This window comes from Myxococcus sp. AM010, from assembly GCF_013372585.1.
In the GTDB taxonomy this organism is placed as follows: Bacteria; Myxococcota; Myxococcia; order Myxococcales; family Myxococcaceae; genus Myxococcus; species Myxococcus vastator.
This window is the reverse complement of the sequence record NZ_JABXEO010000064.1, coordinates 34,077-53,378: the sequence shown is the minus strand read 5'-3', so window position 1 is coordinate 53,378 and position 19,302 is coordinate 34,077. Positions and strand designations below refer to the sequence as shown.

Here is a 19,302-nt window from a genome sequence, read left to right as displayed (position 1 = left end):
AGTTGTGTATAAGAGACAGCCTACGGGGGTGGGCGCTCCTCCCGTGTTTTTTCCACGCCGCCCCGCCCGCGCCTCAGTGCGCGTCCGCCCAGCTGCGCCCCGCGCCCACGTCCACCTTGAGCGGCACCTTCAGCTCGGCCACCGAGGACATGGCCTTCACCGCCAGCGCCTTCACCTGCTCCACCTCCGCGTCGGGCGCCTCGAAGAGGAGCTCGTCATGGACCTGCAGCAGCATCCGCGTGCGCAGCTTCTGGGCCGTCAGCGCCGCGTCCACCGCCAGCATGGCCTTCTTGATGAGGTCCGCGGCGGTGCCCTGGATGGGCATGTTGATGGCGGCGCGCTCGGCGGCCTGCGCCACGCCGCGATTCTTCGAGTTCAGGTCCGCCATGTAGCGGCGGCGGCCGTAGAGCGTCTCCACGTAGCCCGTCTTGCGCGCGCGCTCCACCGTCTCTTCCAGGTAGCGCTTGATGCCCGCGTAGCGCGTGAAATAGCGCTCGATGATGTCGCGGGCCACGTCCTGGGCGATGCCGAGCCGCGCGGCCAGGCCGTGCGGTGACAGGCCGTAGGCGATGCCGAAGTTCACCATCTTCGCGACGCGCCGCTGCTCGCGGTCCACCTGCTCCCTGGCCACGCCGAACACCTCGGCCGCGGTGCGGGTGTGGATGTCCTCGTCATGGAGGAAGGCCTCGATGAGCACCGCGTCTTGCGCGATGTGCGCCAGCAGCCGCAGCTCCACCTGGCTGTAGTCCGCGCTCACCAGCTGGTGTCCCTCCGCGGCCACGAAGGCGCGGCGAATCTCCCGGCCCAGCTCGGTGCGCACGGGGATGTTCTGGAGGTTCGGGTCGGTGGAGGACAGGCGCCCGGTGGCGGTGGCCGCCTGGTGGTAGGTGGTGTGGATGCGCCCGTCCGCCGCCACCAGCGTGGGCAGCGTGTCCAGGTAGGTGCTCTTCAGCTTGGACAGGCCGCGGTACTCGATGATGGCGCCCGGCAGCGGGTGCTCCTCGGACAGCTTCTCCAGCACCTCCTGGTCCGCGGAGGGGCCCGTCTTGCCCTTCTTGATGATGGGCAGCTTCAGCTCGTTGAAGAGCACGTCGACCAGCTGCGGGTTGGAGCCGATGTTGAACTCGCGGCCCGCGTGTCGGTAGACCTCCTTCACCTGCGCCTCGACGGCGGCGTCCACCTTCACGGAGGTGCGCGACAGCTCGGCGGTGTCCAGCAGCACGCCCCGGCGCTCCATCTGCGCGAGCAGCGGCAACAGCGGCAGCTCCATGTCCCGGGCCAGCTCCGCCAGCTTCGCCGCCTCCAGCTCCTTCCACAGCTCGGGGGCCAGCCGGCGCGCGGCCTCGGCGCGGATGGCGAAGCCGGTGGCCACCTCCTCCACCGTGTGGTCCGCCAGCGCGCGGTCCTTCTTCCCGCGCTTGCCCTCCGCGGCGGGCGGCAGGGGCGGAAGCTCCGTGTTCAGCCGCTCGCGCGACAGGTCCACCAGCGCGTGCTCGCGACGGGACGGGTTGAGCAGGTAGCTGAGCAGCTCCACGTCGTCGTGCGCGCCGTGCAGGGTGATGCCGTCGTTGGCCAGCGTCAGGCTGAGCGCCTTGAGGTCGTGCCCGCCCTTCTTCACCGCCGCGTCCTCCAGCACCTCGCGGAAGGCCGCGGTGAAGGCCTCCGGGCGCACCTGGGTGACGCCGAGCTGCGCGTGCCGCAGCGGCACATACGCCGTCTGTCCGTCCGGCAGCGCCACGCCCAGGCCCACCAGCTTCGCGGCGAAGGGCGAGCCCTCATAGGCGGGAATCAGGGTGACGGCGCCCGCTTCACGCACGGCGCCGGCAAGCCAGGTGAGCGCCGCGTCCTCGCCCACCAGCCGCGGCGTCACCGTCAGCGGCGCGGGCTTCTCCTTCACGTCCTCGGGCGCCCCGGAGACACCGTCCTGCTGGGGCAGCTCCTTGAGGAGGGCGAAGAACTCCAGCTCGGTGAACAGCTCGCGCGAGCGCTGCGCGTCCACCGGCCGGCGGGACAGGTCCGCCATGCGCACGTCCAGCGCCAGGTCCGTCTTGAAGGTGACGAGCACCTTGGCGCGCAGGAGGCTCTCGCGGTGCGAGGCGATATTCTCGCGAATCTTCGGCTTCTTCACCTCATCCAGGCGCGAGAGCAGCGTCTCCACGTCACCGAACTGCTGGATGAGCTCGGTGGCCGTCTTCGGGCCGATGCCCGGCACCTTGGGGACGTTGTCCACCGCGTCGCCGATGAGGGCCAGGTAGTCCCGCATCTGCCCCGGGTCGATGCCCAGCCGCGCCTTCACGTCCGCGGGCAGCGTGTGCACGTCCTTCATCGGGTCGTACAGGCGCACGTCGTCGTCGACAATCTGCACGAAGTCCTTGTCGCCGGTGACGACCTGGACGCAGAAGCCCTCCTCCTTCGCCTTCACGGCCAGGGTGCCGATGACGTCGTCGGCCTCCCAGCCGGCCACCTCCAGCACGGGCACGTTGATGGCTTCCACCACGCGGCGGATGAGGGCGAACTGGGGAACGAGGTCCTCCGGGGGCCCCTCGCGGTTCGCCTTGTAGGAGGGATCAATCTTCTGGCGCTCGGTGCGGCTCTCCTTGTCGAAGGCGAGCGCCACGTGCGTGGGCTTCAGCTCGCGCAGGGCCTTGAGCACCATGCGCGTGAAGCCCAGCACCGCGTTGGTCTGCACGCCCTTGCTCGTCGTGAGCGGGGGGATGGCGTGGTAGGCGCGGAAGATGAAGCCGGACGCGTCGATGAGGACCAGGGTGGGCGCGGGGCGCGAAGGGCTGGTGTCGGCCATGCCCCCGTGCCTAGCGCGCCCGCCCGGCCCTGTCCACGGCGCGTGCTACTTGCAGCCCAGCTCCGCCTGCTTCGCGATGACCATCTCCTCCACGCCGTCGCCCTTGACGGCGTAGTCCAGCGCCACCGCCATGTCGCCGCAGCCCTCCGCGGCACGGAAGGCCTCCAGGGCCCGCGAGGAGCAGAAGGCCGCGGCCTTGTTCAGGTTCGGATTGCCCGCGTAGAAGCTGAAGCCCAGCTTCCACACGCGGCAGGCGCGGCGGCGGTCCTCGCGGTCGGCCCATTGCTTGCCGCGCAGGTACGACTTCTCCGCGATGTCCTGGAGGATGTTGCGCCGGTAGAAGGACGGCTTGGACTCGGCCAGCTCCATCATCACCGCCTTGTCCATGGCCAGCGCCTCGCGGAAGGGCTCCGCGGCCTTCTCCGGATCCTCGGCGGCCAGGTAGCTCTGGCCCGCCTTGAAGAGCTGATCCACGGTGGACATGACCTTCATCAGCTCGTCCGCCTCGGCGTGGTACTGCGCGGACTCATAGTTGGCGCGCAGCTTCTGCATGGTGGCCAGCGCCTCGCTGCCACGGCCCCCCCAGTAGTCCAGGAGCGCGGCCTGCATCAGCTTGTTGGGGAAGCGCTTCTTCGCCGCCTCCATGACGAAGGTGCGCGGGTCCACGACCCGCTCGTCTCCGGCCAGCACCTCCGCCACCGGGCACTCCCAGGGCGCCGCGTTGGCATCCATCTTCTGGCGCGCGATGAGGAACTTCACGAACAGGGGATCCTTGGGCCGCCACTCGTCGCGGCGCAGCCGGCCCAGCAGCTTCAGCGTGAAGCCCAGCGGCGGCTGCAGATCCTCGCGCGTCTTCGACTGGCACCACACCGACATGTACACCTCACACCGAGACACGGCGGCGCTCCACTGCGAGTTGCCCAGGTACCGCTTGCAGTCATCCAGCGCGCGCTTCGTCACCGACTCGGCGGCCTCGCGGGCCTTGGAGCGGGCGCGGCGGAAGTACTCGCTCTCCTTCTGAATCTTCCGGAACGACTCCAGGGCCTCTTCCGGCTTGAGGCGCTGCAAGAGCCGCTCGCCCTGCGAGTAGTGCTCGAAGGCTTCCTGCTCCAGCTTGATGCGCCGGATGAGCGTGTTCGCTTCCGCGTGGATGGGGTCCAGGTCCAGCGCCTGGGTGCAGATCTCGTTGGCCTTCTCCCAGTTCGGGGCGCCCAGCTCGCTGGACGCGTAGGAGCGGCACTCGCTCAGCAGCTCCTGGATCTTCTGCGTCGGATCCATCTGCGCGCCCGCGCCCGGCCCCTGAACATCCACAGGCGTGGGGTTCAGGATGGACGACACCATGCCCACCATCAGCAGCACGCCCACCAACCCCGCCGCCACCATGATGAGCTTCTTGCGTCTGGCGGCGGGATCCTCGTCCGCGCCCCCTCGCGCCGCGCCCGCCGCGCCCCGGCGCACGGGCACCGCGGACGGTTCGGGCTCAAAGGACATCTCCACCACGCCGAACTGGAGCTGATCCCCCGGCTCCAGCGGCACCGGCGTCTGGTCCAACGGCTCGCCGTTGAGCAGCGTCCCGTTGGCGCTGCCCAGGTCCCGCACCGTCACGCCCGCGCTGGTCGCTTCCAGCTCCGCGTGGCGGCGGCTCACCGAGTCGTCATCCAGCATGATGCCGGCGGGCGGCTGCCGCCCCACGAGCACCTTGCCCTTGAGCGGATACGTCTGGCCGGCCCACGGACCGACCATGCCGCGAAGCACCGGGCCCCCCGCCGGCGGCGGCCGTGCGCCGCCACCCGGGGCGGGACGAGCCGGCCGCGCGGGCCGCTTCGCCAGCGCGGCGCCGGGCGCGCCCTTCGCCGCGCCCGGGCCCTTCTTGATGCTGGGCATGGCCCGGGTGGCGCGTGCACCGCCGCCCTCGCCGCCCACCGGCATGGCCTCATCGCCTCCCGCCGCGGGCTTCGCCGCGCGGCGGGCACCCGAGCCCCGCGCGGCGGCCGCCTTGAGCCGCAGCACGTAGTCCCCGAGGAGGACCTCCGACTGCGGCGTCAGGGCCGTGGGCGCCATGATGCGTTGGCCGTCCACGAACGTGCCGTTGGCGCTGCCCACGTCCTCGATGAAGACGGCGCCGCCTTCGTCGAAGACGCGCGCATGCGTCCGCGACACGCCCCCTTCGGTGATGAGGATGTCACTGCCCTGCTGGCGGCCAATCTTCAGCTCGCCCGCGATGGCGAATTCGTTCTCAGTGCCGTCAGGGTGACGGACGACCAGGGTGGCCATGGGCGCGTCAGTCCTCGCGGAAGATGCTCATGTTGACGGGGATGCCCTTACGCTGCAGCTCGTCGTAGAACTTCGGCACGAAGCCCGAAGCGACGTAGCGGCCACGGACCTTGTGGTCCTCCGTGAAGCCATCCTGCTTGAAATAGAAGATGTCCTGGAGGGTCACGATGTCGACCTCCATGCCGGACACTTCGGTGATGTAGCAGATCTTCCGCGTCCCGTCGGAGAAGCGCGTCTGCTGCACGATCATGTGCACCGCGCTGGCGATCTGCTCACGGATGGCCTTCACCGGCAGGTCCATGCCGGACATGAGCACCATCGTCTCCAAGCGGGCGATGGCGTCACGCGGCGTGTTCGCATGGAGCGTGGTGAGCGAACCGTCGTGGCCGGTGTTCATGGCCTGGAGCATGTCCAGCGTCTCACCGGAGCGGCACTCGCCCACGACGATGCGGTCGGGCCGCATGCGCAGGCAGTTCTTCACCAGCTCGCGGATGGTGATGGCGCCCTTGCCTTCCAGGTTGGGCGGCCGGCTCTCCAGCTGCACCCAGTGGTCCTGCGGCAGCTGCAGCTCGGCGGCGTCCTCCACGGTGACGATGCGCTCCTCCTCCGGGATGAAGGAGCTGATGATGTTCAGCGTCGTCGTCTTCCCGGAGCCGGTGCCGCCGGAGATGACGATGTTGCGCCGGGCCTTCACGCACATCTCCAGGAACTCGGCCATCTGCGCCGTGACAGTCTTGTACTTGATGAGGTCCGAGATCTTCAGCGAGTCCTTCTTGAACTTGCGGATGGTGATGCAGGGCCCCTTCAGCGCCAGCGGCGGGATGATGGCGTTGACGCGGCTGCCGTCCTTGAGGCGCGCGTCCACCAGCGGGCTGGACTCGTCGATGCGGCGGCCGATGGGCGCCACGATGCGCTCGATGACGCCGAGCACCGCCTGGTTGGAGGAGAACGTCTTCTCCGACAGGGTCAGCTTGCCCTTGCGCTCGATGTAGATCTGGTTCGCGTGGTTCACCATGATCTCACTGATGTCATCCGACGCGAGGAACGCCTCGAGGGGCCCGAGCCCCAGCGCCTCGTTGATGACGTCGGTGAGCAGCTCCTCGCGGTCCACGTCCTCCGGGAGCTCTCCGTCCGCTTCCATCTGGTCGATGATGTCGCGGATGGCCTTCTCGGTGCGGCGCCACAGCTCGTCGTCGCCGAGCCGGTCCATGTCCATGCGGCGCAGGTCGAGGTACTCGATGAGCCGGTCGTGGATCTCCTTCTGGAGCCGGGTGTAGCGCTCCTGGCGCGGGTCCACCTTGCGCTTGTTCTTCGCCAGGGCGGACGCCAGCGACGCCGGCATTCCCTTGGGCGCGGGCGCGGGAGGCGGTTCTTCTTCCTCCTCATAGGGCTCTTCTTCGTCGTAAGCCCCTTCCTCGTCCTCGTAGGGCTCCTCGCCCTGCTCGTCGTAGTACTCCTCTTCGGGCTGCCCTGCCCGGGTCATCACCGGGCCCTCGTCCGCGAGCGCCTCGACGTTGAGGATGTAGTCGCCGATGTAGACCTGGTCGGTCGGCTTGAGAACCTGGGGCGCGGCAATCTTCTTGCCGTTCACGAACGTGCCATTCGTGGACTTCATGTCCACGATGATGAACTTGCCGTCCTTGGCAACGATTCGCGAGTGGTACTTGGAGACGTTGCCCTTCGCGAGGATGATGTCATTGCCCGGCAGACGGCCGATGGTGACTTCATTCTTGTGATACTCGCGCTGCTCGGTCCCGCCGCCCTTTTCCGCGAGGGTGATGAGAAACATGGGGACGGATGCTAGCAAGCCCCCCTCGTCCTCAAAGCGTGAGAACCGGGTTGCATGCTTGCCCGCAAGGCGACGGGCCGGCAACCGCCCCTGGAAGGGAAGAAGCCGACCCGTGCCGTGGGCCCCAAAGGCCCGTCTCAGGCGGCGCCCGGGGCGCCCACCTCAGTCGAAGATGTTGAAGTTCACCTCGGACCGGGCCTGCTTGTAGCGGCTCTTCACGTCCTCGATGATGGTCCGGACCTTGTCGGAGTCCGGGTTGACGATGCGCGGGGTGACGAAGATGACCAGCTCGCGCTTGGTGGAGTCGAAACCGCGGCTCTTGAAGAGCTCACCGATAATCGGGATGTGACCCAGGCCGGGGAGCTTCGACACGGACTTCTGCTCGTCGTGGCTGAACACGCCGGACAGGACGATGGTCTCCCCGTGGCGCACGGTGACGTTCGTCTTCACCTTGCGGGTCCGGAAGCCGGGGATGGAGGCCGAACCACCGAAGGACACCGCCACGGAGGTGTCGATTTCGGAGGCCTCCGCTTCAATCTCCGTCTGGATGTTGCCGTTGCGGTCCGCGGTGGGGCGCAGGTTCAGGATGACGCCGTACTTCTTGAACTCCACCGTGAACTGGTTGTTCGTGATGAGCGGGATGGGGACCTCGCCGCCGGCGAGGAACTCCGCCTTCTCACCGCTGGCGCACACCAGCTTGGGCTGCGCGAGCAGGCGGCCGTAACCGTCGTTGCCCTGGAAGCCGAAGGAGAAGTCCGCGCCCGCGTTGAGCGCGAGCGTCGAAACGCCCGAGCCGAAGGTGCCCGGGAAGAGCTCCTGGGAGATGTTGGCGATGGCCGTCGCCGTACCGGTGATGTCGGTCGGGTAGCGGATGCCGTACCGGTCGCGGCTGTTGCGGCGGATCTCGACGAACTGGACCTCGGAGAGGATCATCCGCTTGATGCCGACGACGAGGAGGTTCTCCACCTTCTCACCGATGGCCTTGGTGATGAGCTCCGCCTTCTGGAGGTCCTGCTGGCTCTCCACCGAGCCCTCCAGGAAGATGGTGGCGCCCACCACGTTGGCCTGGACGTTCTTCAGGCCCGCCTTCTGGAAGGCCGCGTTGAGGTTCTGGGCCACCAGCTTCTTGGCGTTGGGGGCGATCTTCACGAACGACTTCACGTTCGGGTAGAGGCCCACCACCTGCTCGATGCGGTCGGCGTCCTGCGTGGTGTAGGCCTGACCGTCCAGGTAGATGCGATCACCCACCATGCGGACGGAGACGCCTTCAATCTCCCCCAGCAGGCGCCGGATCTCGGAGATGACCTCGTTGGGGTCCTGCTTGCGCACCGCCACCAGGTAGCTCACGCGCTGGCCCGAGGACTTCCAGACGAGCAGCGTCGTCTTGCCTTCAGCCTGACCGGTGATGAGCAGCTGGCCGGAGCCGAGCGTCTTCACCTCGGCGACGCTCGGATCACCGAGCGCCACGCGGCTGAGGCCCGGAATGGTGATCACCTTCTGGGAACCCACGCCGAGGCTGACGGTGGTGCCATCCTGCGCCAGGGCGCTGCCGCCCGCCACCAGTGCGATGAGGGCGCCTAGCGCCGCGGCATGCGTGATGCGTGTGAACATCGTCCGTGTCCCCTCTTCTCTTCCAGAAGTCCGAGCTAACCCAACGTTCCGTGCTGCCACCACAGCGCCCAAACGGTGCCGAGCGCGATGGCTACTCCATAGGGGATGTGGCGCTGGGGCGCCGGCTGCGCGTCCGCGCTGGCCAAACGCACCCGCACCGCCCACCGGCGCACCACTGCCGCCAGCGTGTCCCAAACCGCGCCTTGCCAGAGCAGTGTCACCACCGCCTGAAGCGCTCCCACCAGTGAGATGAAGGCCGCGGCCGCGAGCACCGCCGGGAAGCCCAGCACGGCTCCGACCCCTCCCATCAACTTCACGTCGCCCCACCCCATCCGCCCACGAAGCGCCGCCGGCAGCAGCATCAACGCGAGCCCTCCCCCCGATACCACACCACTGATGAGCCCATGCTCCAGGTCCCCCACCCCTTCGGTGGCCAGGCGCACGCCCAGGCCCACCGCCATCAGCGGGTAGGTGACCGCGTCGAGGATCTCGCGGCGAAGCACATCCGTCACCACGGAGATCACGAGGGCCACTCCAAGAACCGTCCACAACACGATTTGAACAGGCGTCATCAGCGCCTGTCCTCTTCGCGGCAGGCGTCCGGTATCAAACCAGGGACGCCTGGAGCCCGTCAATTGGCGAACAACCAGAAGCCCCGCGGGACGGGGCCTGGGTCACCGATTATCGGACCAGGAGACGGATTTTCTCGCTGCAGATGAAATACTCGTCCCCGTCTTCAATCTTGCGGCGCTTGATGCGCTGCTTGTTGAACCAGGTGCCGTTGGACGAGCCCAGGTCTTCGATGATCCAGTCGTCACCCTCGTGGGAGATGACGGCGTGCTCACGGGAGACCTTGCCGGAGTTGATGACGAAGTCGCAGTGCTTGCCGCGGCCGATGACGAAGCGCTCCTTGACGATCTGCTCCTGATCACCGGACTCGGTCACCAGGTACAGCGCGCCGACCTCCTCCTCCTCGGCGAGGTCGTCAGCGGGCTCTTCGTCGGCCTCCTCGGGGAGCGGCTCCTCGTCCAGGAGGCCTGGATCCTCGGCCTCGGGAAGCGGCTCCTCGTCCTCCTCCACCAGGTCGTCGGCGGGCGGAGGCGGCTCGCTGTTCTTGCCCTTGATGAGGCGCTCCAGCTCCGCGGCGGTCTCCAGGACGCGCTCGGCCACCTCGCGGCGCACCGGGTCATTGTCGAGGCCGTTGGCGGAGGCCCGCTCTTCCGGCGTGGCGCGCACGGGAGGCCGCGCGGGCGGGGGCGTGGACTCTGGACGGGGCGCGGGCGCCAGCACCGGCGGCGCGGACGGACGCGGAGGCGCGGAGGCAGCGGCCTGAACGGGCTTCATCGGCGCAGCGGCGGCCGCGGGTGCCACGGCGGCCTCGGAGCGAGATTTCACCTCGAGGAAGCCGTTCAGGCGCGCGAACATGAAGAGCGCCTGGTTGATCAGGGCATCGCGATCCGAGCCCATCTGCTGGGCCATGTCTTCGAACGTCTCCCACAGGTGGTCGGCGATGCCAACCTTGCGGGCAGGACGGGAGTTCTGATCGATCATCGGTCTTGACTCGCGTGAACCAGGAAGCCCCGGACGATAGCAGAGGCCTCCCCGTCCGCCCAGTTACTCGAAGGGGACCAGCGCCAATGACTGCGCCCGGTTGTCGGTTAGGGCCTGAAAGCCAACCTGGAGGATGCCGTCCGCTGACGGGTAGGCGATGTAGGCCATGTTCGTGTTGCGGCTCTGGGCGGCGACCACCGGCCCAGGCAGCGTGTAGAATGCCAGGCCCGTCCCCGCCGTGACATCCGGAGTGAAGATGTAGCTGCGGATGCCGGAAATCACCGTCACGGCGTAGCGGTCTCCCCGACGAACCTCGCGGCCCACGGCCGCCACCCGGATGCGCACCGGCGGCGGCGGCTGGGGGAACCTGGACAGGTTCGGCACCGGCGGAGTCAGAGGGTTGGAGTCGTCGTCGAAGTAGAAGCCTTCGGCGTGGAAGAAGTACTCCGTGGGGATGCTGTAGCTCGAGGCCCCCGTCACATCGCGGGACAGGAAGGTGCCCGCCTCGTCGAAGAGGACGAAGGGCTGGTCTCCACCCGCACGCACGGTGAACCGCGTCAGGCTGGCGCAGTCCGTCGGAATCTCCTGTGCGTCCGCGATGGCGAAGCGCACCCGGGACGTCCCCGCCACGGGCTCCACCGACGTGATGGGCAGGTCGACGGCGCACAGGACATCCGTGCCCTCCAGGACGATGAGGTCCCCGGCCCGCGCCGAGGCGGCAACGGTGGCCTCGGCCTCGAAGGTCCGCGGGGCGTCGAGGTCCCGCGGCAGGCTGCTCAGCCCTGGCAATCCACCCTGGTAGATGATCCGGTAGAAGCCGTTCGGAACGGAGCCCTCATAGAGCACCGTCGACTGGAGCGTCGGGTCCTGAGTCACCGTCACCAGGTCCGCCGTCTCGATGACGACGGGCAGCTCGTTGCTGTCCAGCAGCGTCACCGTGGCGCGCGCGGCCGCCCCCGACAGGTCGAACTGGCGCAAATCGCCGGCCGAGAAGAGCGTGATGTAGCCGTTGGATGACGGCATCACCCCCAGCAGCGGCACCCGGACGTCGTTGAGCACCGAGCCGTCGTCCAGGACGATGCGAAGCGGCGCGTCCGGAACCAGGGCCAGGCCGGTCGGCAAGCCGCCCGCGGGGAAGATGGGGAGCATCGGCGCCCCGCTGAGGTCCCGCGCCGTCTGCCCGGGGGGGGACGACTCGGTGTCCACCGCGAGCACGCCAGAGCACTCGCGCGCGGCGGAGCACGCGGACTCGTCCCGGACGCCGAAGATGTAGCGGCCCGCGTTGATGGGCTCGACGTCGGGGATGGCGATGCGGGGGTGGCTGACCAGGAGCCGCACCGGCACGCTGCCGAAGCCCTCGGACAGATCCACCGTGGGCGCGGAGGGCTGGAGGCAGTCGGCGACCGGGCCCGAATCGGTGACGAGCAGCGTGCGGCCCGACCGGCCCGACGCCTGCCGCGTGGCCACCGCGAACTGGCCCTCGCCGGCCAGCATCGTCATGGCCAGGATGGACTCACCGGGCTGGAGACAGAACACCGTCACTGGTTCGGGAATCGCCGCGGGCTCCGCGGCCTGCAGTGCATCGGGCCCCGGGAGCTCCTGCCGCATCACCCGGGCACCGCCGGTGTCCGCGCCGAAGAGGCCGTCGGGGTCCTGGATGGCGTAGTACAGCGTGCTGGGGCCGCCGCTGCCCTCGGCGGGCGAGCGCGCCGCGAAGGCCGTGACGATGCTCGCCGCCTGGAGCCGGACGACCTGCCGGAGCTGGTCGCGCGCCGACGCCACCACCGAGACCTCCGACGAGCCCGAGCTGCGCGCGTAGATGTACGGCCCCGGGACGTCGTTGCCTTCCGCGTTGTAGGCCACGTCGCGCGTGAGCCCGTCCGGCCGGTCCAGCACGGGGATGGACAGCGCCTCCAGCGGGTTGGGCGCCGGGACGAAGGTGCGGGGGTTCGAGTCCAGGTCGAGCACGCGCAGCTCGTCCCGGTCCGACGACGTGACGAAGACGAGGTTGTTGGCCAGCGTCACGTCGAAGGTGCCGGACAGGCCAGCGAAGCCCGTCGTCACGTTGGTCGATGAGCAACTGCCGGACAGGCCGGCGCTCGCGAGGAGCAGAGCAAGGGTACCGCGCTTCACGGGGAGGTCTCCTGGCACAGGCTGGTGCCCTGGCGCGGGTCTCTTCCCTGCCGGGCGCCGAGCCGCGCCACCAACCGGGCGTTCTGCGGCCGGTCGAGGTCGGGAATGTCGATGATGGCCACGCGGCCGTCACCAAACGTGCTGGTGAAGATGCGAGCGCTGTTGTCGCGCACATCCGCGGCCAGGCCGAAGGGCTGGCTGGGCTGGTTCGGGTCGTTGTCGCCCACCTGCACCTGGGCGACGAGCTGCCCCACTTCTTCGTCGAAGATGGCCACGGCCTCGTCGCCGCTGCCCGTCACCGCCACCAGGTTGCCGCGGCCAGGGCCGCGCGGAATGACCTCCAATTCGCTGGCACCCGCGGGCACCGGCAGCGCCGACACGATGCGCACGCTGGGGGCCGTCCCCGCGTCGGGCGCCGTGCCCGCCGCGTTCAGCACGTCCAGGATGAGCAGCGTGTCCGGACCGCGCGCCAGCAGGTAGACGCGCTCGTCCACGATGGTGAGCTCGGGTGACGCCGGGTCGGGCACGCGCGTGGCAGCCGGGACGACCGCCACGCCGCGCGCCTCGCGCACCGAGTACGACAGCTCCAGGTCGGTCTCCAGCACGCGGCCCGCGACGGTCCGGTCCACCAGCCGCAGGATGAAGCGCGCCGGCAGCGCCCCCAGCTGCGTGGAGGAAGAGTTGCGCCCCGAGGCGTACACATACCGGCTGCCAATCGCCGTCGCGTGGGCGACGCCGGAGAGCCGGTCATTGGTCCCCAGCGTCACGAACTCGCTGGTGCTCAGCGCGTCGCGCGTGGGGTTCGCCGCGGGGAGGTGCAGCACGTAGCCCGCCAGGTCCGCTTCGGCGAAGGTCGTCGGCGGCCCGGCCAGCTCCGTGTGCGTCACCCAGACGCGAGCGTCCTCGCCGTTGCCGGCCACGCTGACACCCAGCGGCCCCGGCGCCGAAGGCAACCCGTTGGAGGCCCCTGGGACATCCAGCAGCGACAGCGCGTTGACGCGGCAGTCGCGCTCGCCGCCCTGCACGCAGCTCAGGCTGAGGCCGTCATCGCCCACGTCGATGGCGTGAAGCAGACTGCCCTCCGCCCGCGCTGGGACGAACAGCCGCGGCGGACGGCCCGGGGGGCTCCACATGGCCATCTCCCCGGCGAAGCTTTGAATCTGCACGTAGGACTGGGCGCCAATCCCCAGCGACGTGACGTCGTTGGGCAGCGACTCCTCGGGGCCGAAGTCCGTCCCGAAGGGCCGCACCCCCACCGCGTCCAAATCCAGCGCGATGACCGAGCCGGAGTCGTAGCACTTGTCGAAGTTGGCGCTCGCCACGTAGAGGTATCCGTTGGTGGACGGACCCGCTTCGGGGCGCCAGAAGGCAAGACCGCTCGGGTACACGAGCCGGGTGGACGGGGGGGGCTTGCTCTCGGTGCCAACGTTGCAGGACACGAGGAGCAGCGCGGAGGTAAGAAGGTAGGCGCGCATCAGAGGGGGGCGGAGTGTAGGAAGGGGCCTCCCCCCGGGCAACCGGAAACGCGGCGCGCCATTCCCATGCGCCGTGCGCCCGACGCCGCCGTGCCCCCCGGGGTGCTTCTTCCCCCGGAGGGCAGGCAGGCCACGCCTCAGGCCGCGGCGGCCGTTTCGGCCTGGATCTTCGAGAAGTCGGCCACCTGGTTGAACAGGGCGCCAATCTCCACGAGCAGGCGGATGCGGTTTTCCCTCAGGGCCTTGTCCTCGGCCATGACCATCACCTTGTCGAAGAAGGTGTCCACGGCGGGCTTCAGGCCCGTGATTTCCCGGAGAGCACCGGAGAAGTCATCCGCGCGCACCAACCCCGACACCGTGCTCCGGGCCTGGGTGAAGGCGGTGTGGAGGTTCCGCTCCGGCTCGTCCACCAGCTTCTGGGGGTTGGTCTCCCCCCCCTGTACGTCGCGGCCCTGCTTCTCCACGATGTTGACCACGCGCTTGAAGGCCGCGGCCAGGGGTTGGAAGTCCGCCCGGCCCACGAGGTGGCTCAGGGCCTCCAGGCGCTTCTGCGCGGCCACCAGGTCGTCGAAGCCGGCGGACAGCACCGCCTCCACGACGTCCGTGCGGTGCTGCTCGCCCCACAGCGCCTTGAGGCGGCCGCGGAAGAACTCCAGCACCTGCTCACGCGGCGCGGGCTCGCCGGCCTTGCGCTTCGCGTTGGCGATCTTCGGGGCCAGCAACCGGAGTGACTCGTCCACCGCGGCCGACAGGCTGAAGCGGTAACCCCGCCCCAGCACCAGCCGGATGATGGCGATGCACGCGCGGCGCAGGGCGAACGGGTCCGCCGCGCCCGTGGGCGCCTTGCCGATGGCGAAGATGCCGCACAGCGAGTCCAGCCGGTCCGCGATGCCGATGAGCGCGCCCGCGTCCTGCGTGGGCAGCGCGTCGTCGGCGCCGCGCGGCAGGTAGTGCTCCGCGATGGCCAGGGCCACGGCGTCTGGCTCACCGCCCGCGCGGGCGTACTCGCGGCCCATGATGCCCTGGAGCTCGGGGAACTCGCCCACCATGCCGGTGACGAGGTCCGCCTTGGCCAGGGTGGCGGCGCGCTCGATGGTGGCCGCCTCCCCTGCCCGCCCCGTCTGCTGGCCCAGCCACACCGCCAGCGTACGGAAGCGCTCCACCTTCTCCAGGTAGCTCCCCAGCTGCCCCTGCCACACCACGCGGCCCAGCTTCTCCACGCGGTCGAAGAGCGGCGTCTTCCGGTCCTCGTCGAAGAAGAACCGGCCGTCCGCCAGTCGCGCGCGCAGCACGCGCTGATAGCCGCGCAGGCTGAGCTGCTCGTCGCGCACCGGCGTGTTGGACACGGCGATGAACTTCGGCTGCAGCTTGCCCGCGCTGTCCACCAGCGAGAAGTAGCGCTGGTGGCTCTTCATCTCCTGCACCAGCACCTCCGGGGGCAGGTCCAGGTGGCGCTCCTCGAAGGTGCCCACCACCGGGCTGGGAAGCTCGACCAGGTTCGTCACCTGGTCCACCAGCGACTCGTCCTCCAACAGCTGGGCGCCGGCCTTGCTCGCGGCGGCCTTCACCTTCTCCACCAGCTGCGCGCGGCGCTTCGCGATGTCCGCCACCACGTGCGCCTTCTCCAGCGCCGCCTCGTAGTCCGCCGGAGCCGTCAGCTCGATGGCGCCGGGCGACAGGAAGCGGTGGCCCCGCGTGGTCCGGCCGCTCGTCACGTCACCGAACACCACGGGCAGCACGTCGCCGCCCAGCAGCGTCACCAGCCACTGCACCGGGCGCGCGAAGGACGTGTCCACGTCCCCCCAGCGCATGGACTTGCGGAAGTTGATGCCGCGCACCGCCGCGTGCAGCGTGTCCTTCAGGATGTCCGCCGCCGGGCGACCCTTCTCCTCCACGCGCGCGGACAGGTACTCGCCCTTGGCGGTGGTGGCGCGGCCCAGCTGGTCCACCGTGAGCTTGAGGCCCTCGGCGAACTTCTCCGCCGCCTTGGTGGGCTTGCCCTGCGCGTCGAAGGCCGCCTTGGCGCTGGGGCCCAGGACCTCCTTGATGATGTCCTCGCCCGCGTCCGCCACGTCCCTCACCCACACCGCGAGCCGCCGCGGCGTGCCGAAGGTCCGCACCTCGCCGTGCTTCAGGCGGGCGTCGGCCATGCGCTCGGTGATGACGCGCTTCAGGTCGTCCAGCGCGGGGCCGATGAATGACGCCGGAATCTCCTCCGCGCCCACTTCCAGGAGCAGGTCACGCGCCACGGGTCACCTCCGCCTTCTGCTTCTTCTCCACGGGCTTGTTGAGGACGACCGTCTTCCAGTAGTCGCTGGCCGGCTTGCCCTCCAGCACCGGGGGCTGCTCACCCACCGTCCACGGCGACTTGAGCAGCGGGTAGCCCAGCCGCTCACGCATCTGGAGGTAGCCCTCCGCGCACAGCCTGGCGTTGTCGCGCACGCGCTTGATGAAGTTGGCGCGCTCCGTGACGGAGATGGCGCCGCGCGCGTCCAGCAGGTTGAACGCGTGCGAGCACTTCAGCGCGAAGTCGTACGCGGGCAGCGGCAACTGGCGCTCGATGAGGCGCTTGCACTCCTTCTCGTACGCGTCGAAGAGCGCGAAGAGCATCTGCGCGTCCGACTCCTGGAGCGCGTACCTGCTCATCTCCACCTCGTTGGGGTGGAACACCTCGCGGTACTTCACGCCCTTGACCCATTCGATGTCGAAGACGTTCTCCACGTTCTGCAGGTACATGCAGATGCGCTCCAACCCGTAGGTGAGCTCCGCGGACACGGGCTTGCAGTCGAAGCCGCCGCACTGCTGGAAGTAGGTGAACTGCGTCACCTCCATTCCGTCACACCACACCTCCCAGCCCAGGCCCCAGGCCCCCAGCGTGGGCGACTCCCAGTCGTCCTCGACGAACCGGATGTCGTGCGCCAACGGGTCGATGCCAATCTTCCGCAGCGACTCCAGGTACAGCTCCTGGACGTTCTTCGGCGCCGGCTTGAGGATGACCTGGAACTGGTGGTGCTGGAACAGGCGGTTGGGATTCTCTCCGAACCGGCCGTCCGCGGGGCGCCGCGAGGGCTGCACGTACGCCACGTTCCAGGGCTCCGGGCCCAGGGCACGCAGGAAGGTGTACGGGGCCATCGTGCCCGCGCCGACCTCGACATCATAGGGCTGCGTGTTGATGCACCCCTGGTCGGCCCAGTGCTTCTGGAGCGTGAAGATAAGGTCCTGAAAATACATAGCGCGCGGACCCTAGTGACGGGGGTCCAGAGCGTCAAGGACGGCGCTCACTCCTTGTACGGTGGGAGGTCCGCCAGCCGGATTTGAAGCTTCGTCTCCTCGCCCGGCTTGATGGGGGCCGACAGGAGCCGGCTCTCCGCAGCCACCTCCGTCGGGTCCACCACGCGCAGGCGGTAGACGCCCACGGGCAGTGGGAATCGCTTCAGGGGCGTGGTCCCCAGCTGGGTGGCGCCGTCGAACACGGCCGCGCGCGGCACCGTGTAGAGCGTCATCCACCCCAGTCCCGCCTTCGCGGCCCCCTGCGCCGTGCGGGTGTCCAGCACCTCCGCCATTCCCTCCGGGTCCTGCGTCACCGTGGTGACGGGCTCAGCCGCCGGAAGGGCCTCCGCCACGCGAGGCGCTGGCTCGCGTGGAGGTGGGCTGCCCTGCGCGACCTTGGCACTGGCCGGTTCGGGCTCGGCCTTGGGAGCGGCCGCCCACCGCGCCGGCGAAGAGGCGCCTTCCTTTGCCTTCCGCACGGCAGGGGCCTTCGTCGGAGCCTTGGCTCCGGGTGCGTCCTCCACCGCCGCTTCGTCCAAGGCGGCCTGCTCGGCCTGGGAGGGCGCGGAAGGTGCGGGTTCCGGCTCGGCCCGACGGAAGCCCGGCGGCGGGCCCGCCTGCCGCGGTGGCCAGGGCTGGTTCGCGGGGTCTTCCGGCGGCGGCGAATTCAGCTCCGCGCTCACCCACGCCTTGGCGGCTTCGAAGCCCGGCTGGAGCTGCGCACGCACGGCGGGCAACGTCGCCGCCCAGCCGAGGCCTCCCAGCAGGAGGAGCAGGAACAGCCGACGGGCCCAGCGCGACGGCGGACGGGCGGCGGGCGTCTCCACCGGCGTGTCCGAGGCCCGGGACGCACCAGGGCGCGCCGGCCGTCCGGAGGCCCGAGCACCGTCCGCGCCGGGCCGCTGGGGCCTGGAACGGAACCGCTGCGTCTGGAGCTCACTCGGCTCGTCAAAGGACTCGGCCGGGGCCTCCTGCCGGGCAGTGGAACGCGGCCGAGGCGTACGCGAGGCCGGCGCGCTGTCTTGACCTCCGCGCGGCGTGCGCGAAGCCGAAGGGGCCGCCTCACTGGCGCGCCGCTGAGGGGTGGGCTTGGGCGCGCTCCCGTTGCCGGCGCTTGAGGGTCCACGCGAGGCCACGCCGCCCTCCGCCGGACGGCGCAGGGGCTTGGGCGCGCTCGAGGGCCGGGCCGAGGGCGAACCGGGCCGTCCGCGCGGGGCGGGCATCTGCGACGTGGGGGCGGCGTCCGAGCTGTCCTCCTGCTGGAGGGCACCCGCCGCCTCGCTGACGCGGGCGTCCTCCGCGCGGCTGGCCAGCTCCAACAGCGTGCGCGTCTTCTGACGCTTGTCGGCGAAGAGGTCGCCCATGACGGCGGTCATGCCGTCCTCGTCGAAGAGCTCCGAGCCGAGCGCCGCTTCAATGGCGCGCGCCATCTCCCGGCAGTTGGTGAAGCGCTGGGACACGTCCCGTGAGAGCGCTCGCGTCACCACGGCTTCCAAGGCCTCGGGGAGGTCCGGGTTGAGGCCGCGCAGCGGAGGCACGTCGGCCTCGGCGATCTGCATCATCACCGCCGCTTCGTGTGGCCCGCTGAACAACCGCTGGCCGCTCAGCAGCTCGTGCAGCATGACGCCCACGGAGAACAAGTCACTGCGGCCATCCAGGGTGGCCGCGCCCCGCACCTGCTCCGGGGACATGTAGCCGCTGGTCCCCTTCACCGTCCCCACCTGCGTGCGGCCCAAGCGTCCGCGCGCCTTGGCGATGCCGAAGTCAATCACCTTCACGACGCCGTCGTAGGTGAGCATCACGTTCTTCGGAGACACGTCGCGGTGCACCACCACCGCGGGCCGGCCCGACGGGTCCGTGAAGTGGTGCGCGTAGTGCAGGCCCAGGCAGGTATCGCGAATCACCCGCCCGACGAAGCCGAGCGGCAGCGGGTAGCCCTGGCGCGCGGAGGCCTTCACCACCTGCTCCAGGTTCTGCCCGGGCAGGAACTCCATGGCGAGGTACAGCTCCCCGCCTTCCTCGCCCAGGTCGAACACCTGGCCGATGTTCGCGTGTGAGAAGGCCGCGGTGATGCGCGCCTCGTCCAGGAACATCTGGACGAATTGCTCGTCCTTCTTGATGTCCGGGAGAATCTGCTTCACCGCGACGAACTTGCGAAATCCCCCGGGCCCGGAGGTGTAGGCCAGGAACAGCTCCGCCATACCTCCTATCGAGAGGCGCGTGAGGATTTCGTATTTTCCGATGCGCCGCCCCCGATCGGGATCGTCACCGGCGCCACCCTGCATGGACATTCGCGCGGCATGTTATCGCCCGCCTGGGTCCACGTCGACCTTCGTGACGACCCCTTTCTTGACGCGCCGTAAGGGTGCTCGGGCACACCGCGTCGGGGCTGGGTAGCG

At 69.5% G+C, this 19,302-nt stretch carries 11 protein-coding genes; all 11 read right to left on the bottom strand.

Features of this window, described 5'->3' with window-relative positions; translation table 11 throughout:
• Positions 1 to 73 precede the first annotated feature (73 nt).
• Positions 74 to 2,800 carry a DNA polymerase I gene (gene polA, locus HV826_RS25740; protein ID WP_176419617.1) on the bottom strand — a complete coding sequence of 909 codons (2,727 nt, stop codon included), beginning with the start codon at positions 2,798 to 2,800 and terminating at the stop codon, positions 74 to 76.
• 45 nt (positions 2,801 to 2,845) lie between these two features.
• Positions 2,846 to 5,074 carry an FHA domain-containing protein gene (locus HV826_RS25735; RefSeq protein WP_176419616.1) on the bottom strand — a complete coding sequence of 743 codons (2,229 nt, stop codon included), beginning with the start codon at positions 5,072 to 5,074 and terminating at the stop codon, positions 2,846 to 2,848.
• Between the two features lie 7 nt (positions 5,075 to 5,081).
• Positions 5,082 to 6,863, bottom strand: a complete 1,782-nt coding sequence (locus HV826_RS25730; protein ID WP_176419615.1) for an ATPase, T2SS/T4P/T4SS family — start codon at positions 6,861 to 6,863, stop codon at positions 5,082 to 5,084.
• 162 nt (positions 6,864 to 7,025) lie between these two features.
• Positions 7,026 to 8,474, bottom strand: coding sequence for a type II and III secretion system protein family protein (locus HV826_RS25725; protein ID WP_163785805.1), 1,449 nt, complete (start codon positions 8,472 to 8,474; stop codon positions 7,026 to 7,028).
• Positions 8,475 to 8,509: 35 nt separating this feature from the next.
• Entirely contained in the window at positions 8,510 to 9,046 is a 537-nt protein-coding gene (locus HV826_RS25720) for a prepilin peptidase (protein ID WP_176419614.1), read from the bottom strand.
• A 109-nt stretch (positions 9,047 to 9,155) separates the two neighbouring features.
• Positions 9,156 to 10,025 (bottom strand): FHA domain-containing protein, encoded by an 870-nt coding sequence (locus HV826_RS25715; protein WP_176419613.1) that lies wholly within the window; start codon positions 10,023 to 10,025, stop codon positions 9,156 to 9,158.
• A 63-nt stretch (positions 10,026 to 10,088) separates the two neighbouring features.
• Positions 10,089 to 12,158, bottom strand: coding sequence for a hypothetical protein (locus tag HV826_RS25710; RefSeq protein ID WP_368670989.1), 2,070 nt, complete (start codon positions 12,156 to 12,158; stop codon positions 10,089 to 10,091).
• Positions 12,155 to 13,633 carry a YncE family protein gene (locus HV826_RS25705; protein ID WP_176419611.1) on the bottom strand — a complete coding sequence of 493 codons (1,479 nt, stop codon included), beginning with the start codon at positions 13,631 to 13,633 and terminating at the stop codon, positions 12,155 to 12,157. Before HV826_RS25705 ends, HV826_RS25710 begins: the two co-directional genes overlap by 4 nt.
• 137 nt (positions 13,634 to 13,770) lie before the next feature.
• Positions 13,771 to 15,882 carry a glycine--tRNA ligase subunit beta gene (gene glyS / locus HV826_RS25700; RefSeq protein ID WP_176419610.1) on the bottom strand — a complete coding sequence of 704 codons (2,112 nt, stop codon included), beginning with the start codon at positions 15,880 to 15,882 and terminating at the stop codon, positions 13,771 to 13,773.
• Positions 15,872 to 16,864 carry a glycine--tRNA ligase subunit alpha gene (gene glyQ, locus HV826_RS25695; protein WP_176419609.1) on the bottom strand — a complete coding sequence of 331 codons (993 nt, stop codon included), beginning with the start codon at positions 16,862 to 16,864 and terminating at the stop codon, positions 15,872 to 15,874. Before glyQ ends, glyS begins: the two co-directional genes overlap by 11 nt.
• Positions 16,865 to 16,911: 47 nt before the next feature.
• Positions 16,912 to 19,194 carry a serine/threonine-protein kinase gene (locus tag HV826_RS25690; protein WP_176419608.1) on the bottom strand — a complete coding sequence of 761 codons (2,283 nt, stop codon included), beginning with the start codon at positions 19,192 to 19,194 and terminating at the stop codon, positions 16,912 to 16,914.
• Positions 19,195 to 19,302 lie beyond the last annotated feature (108 nt).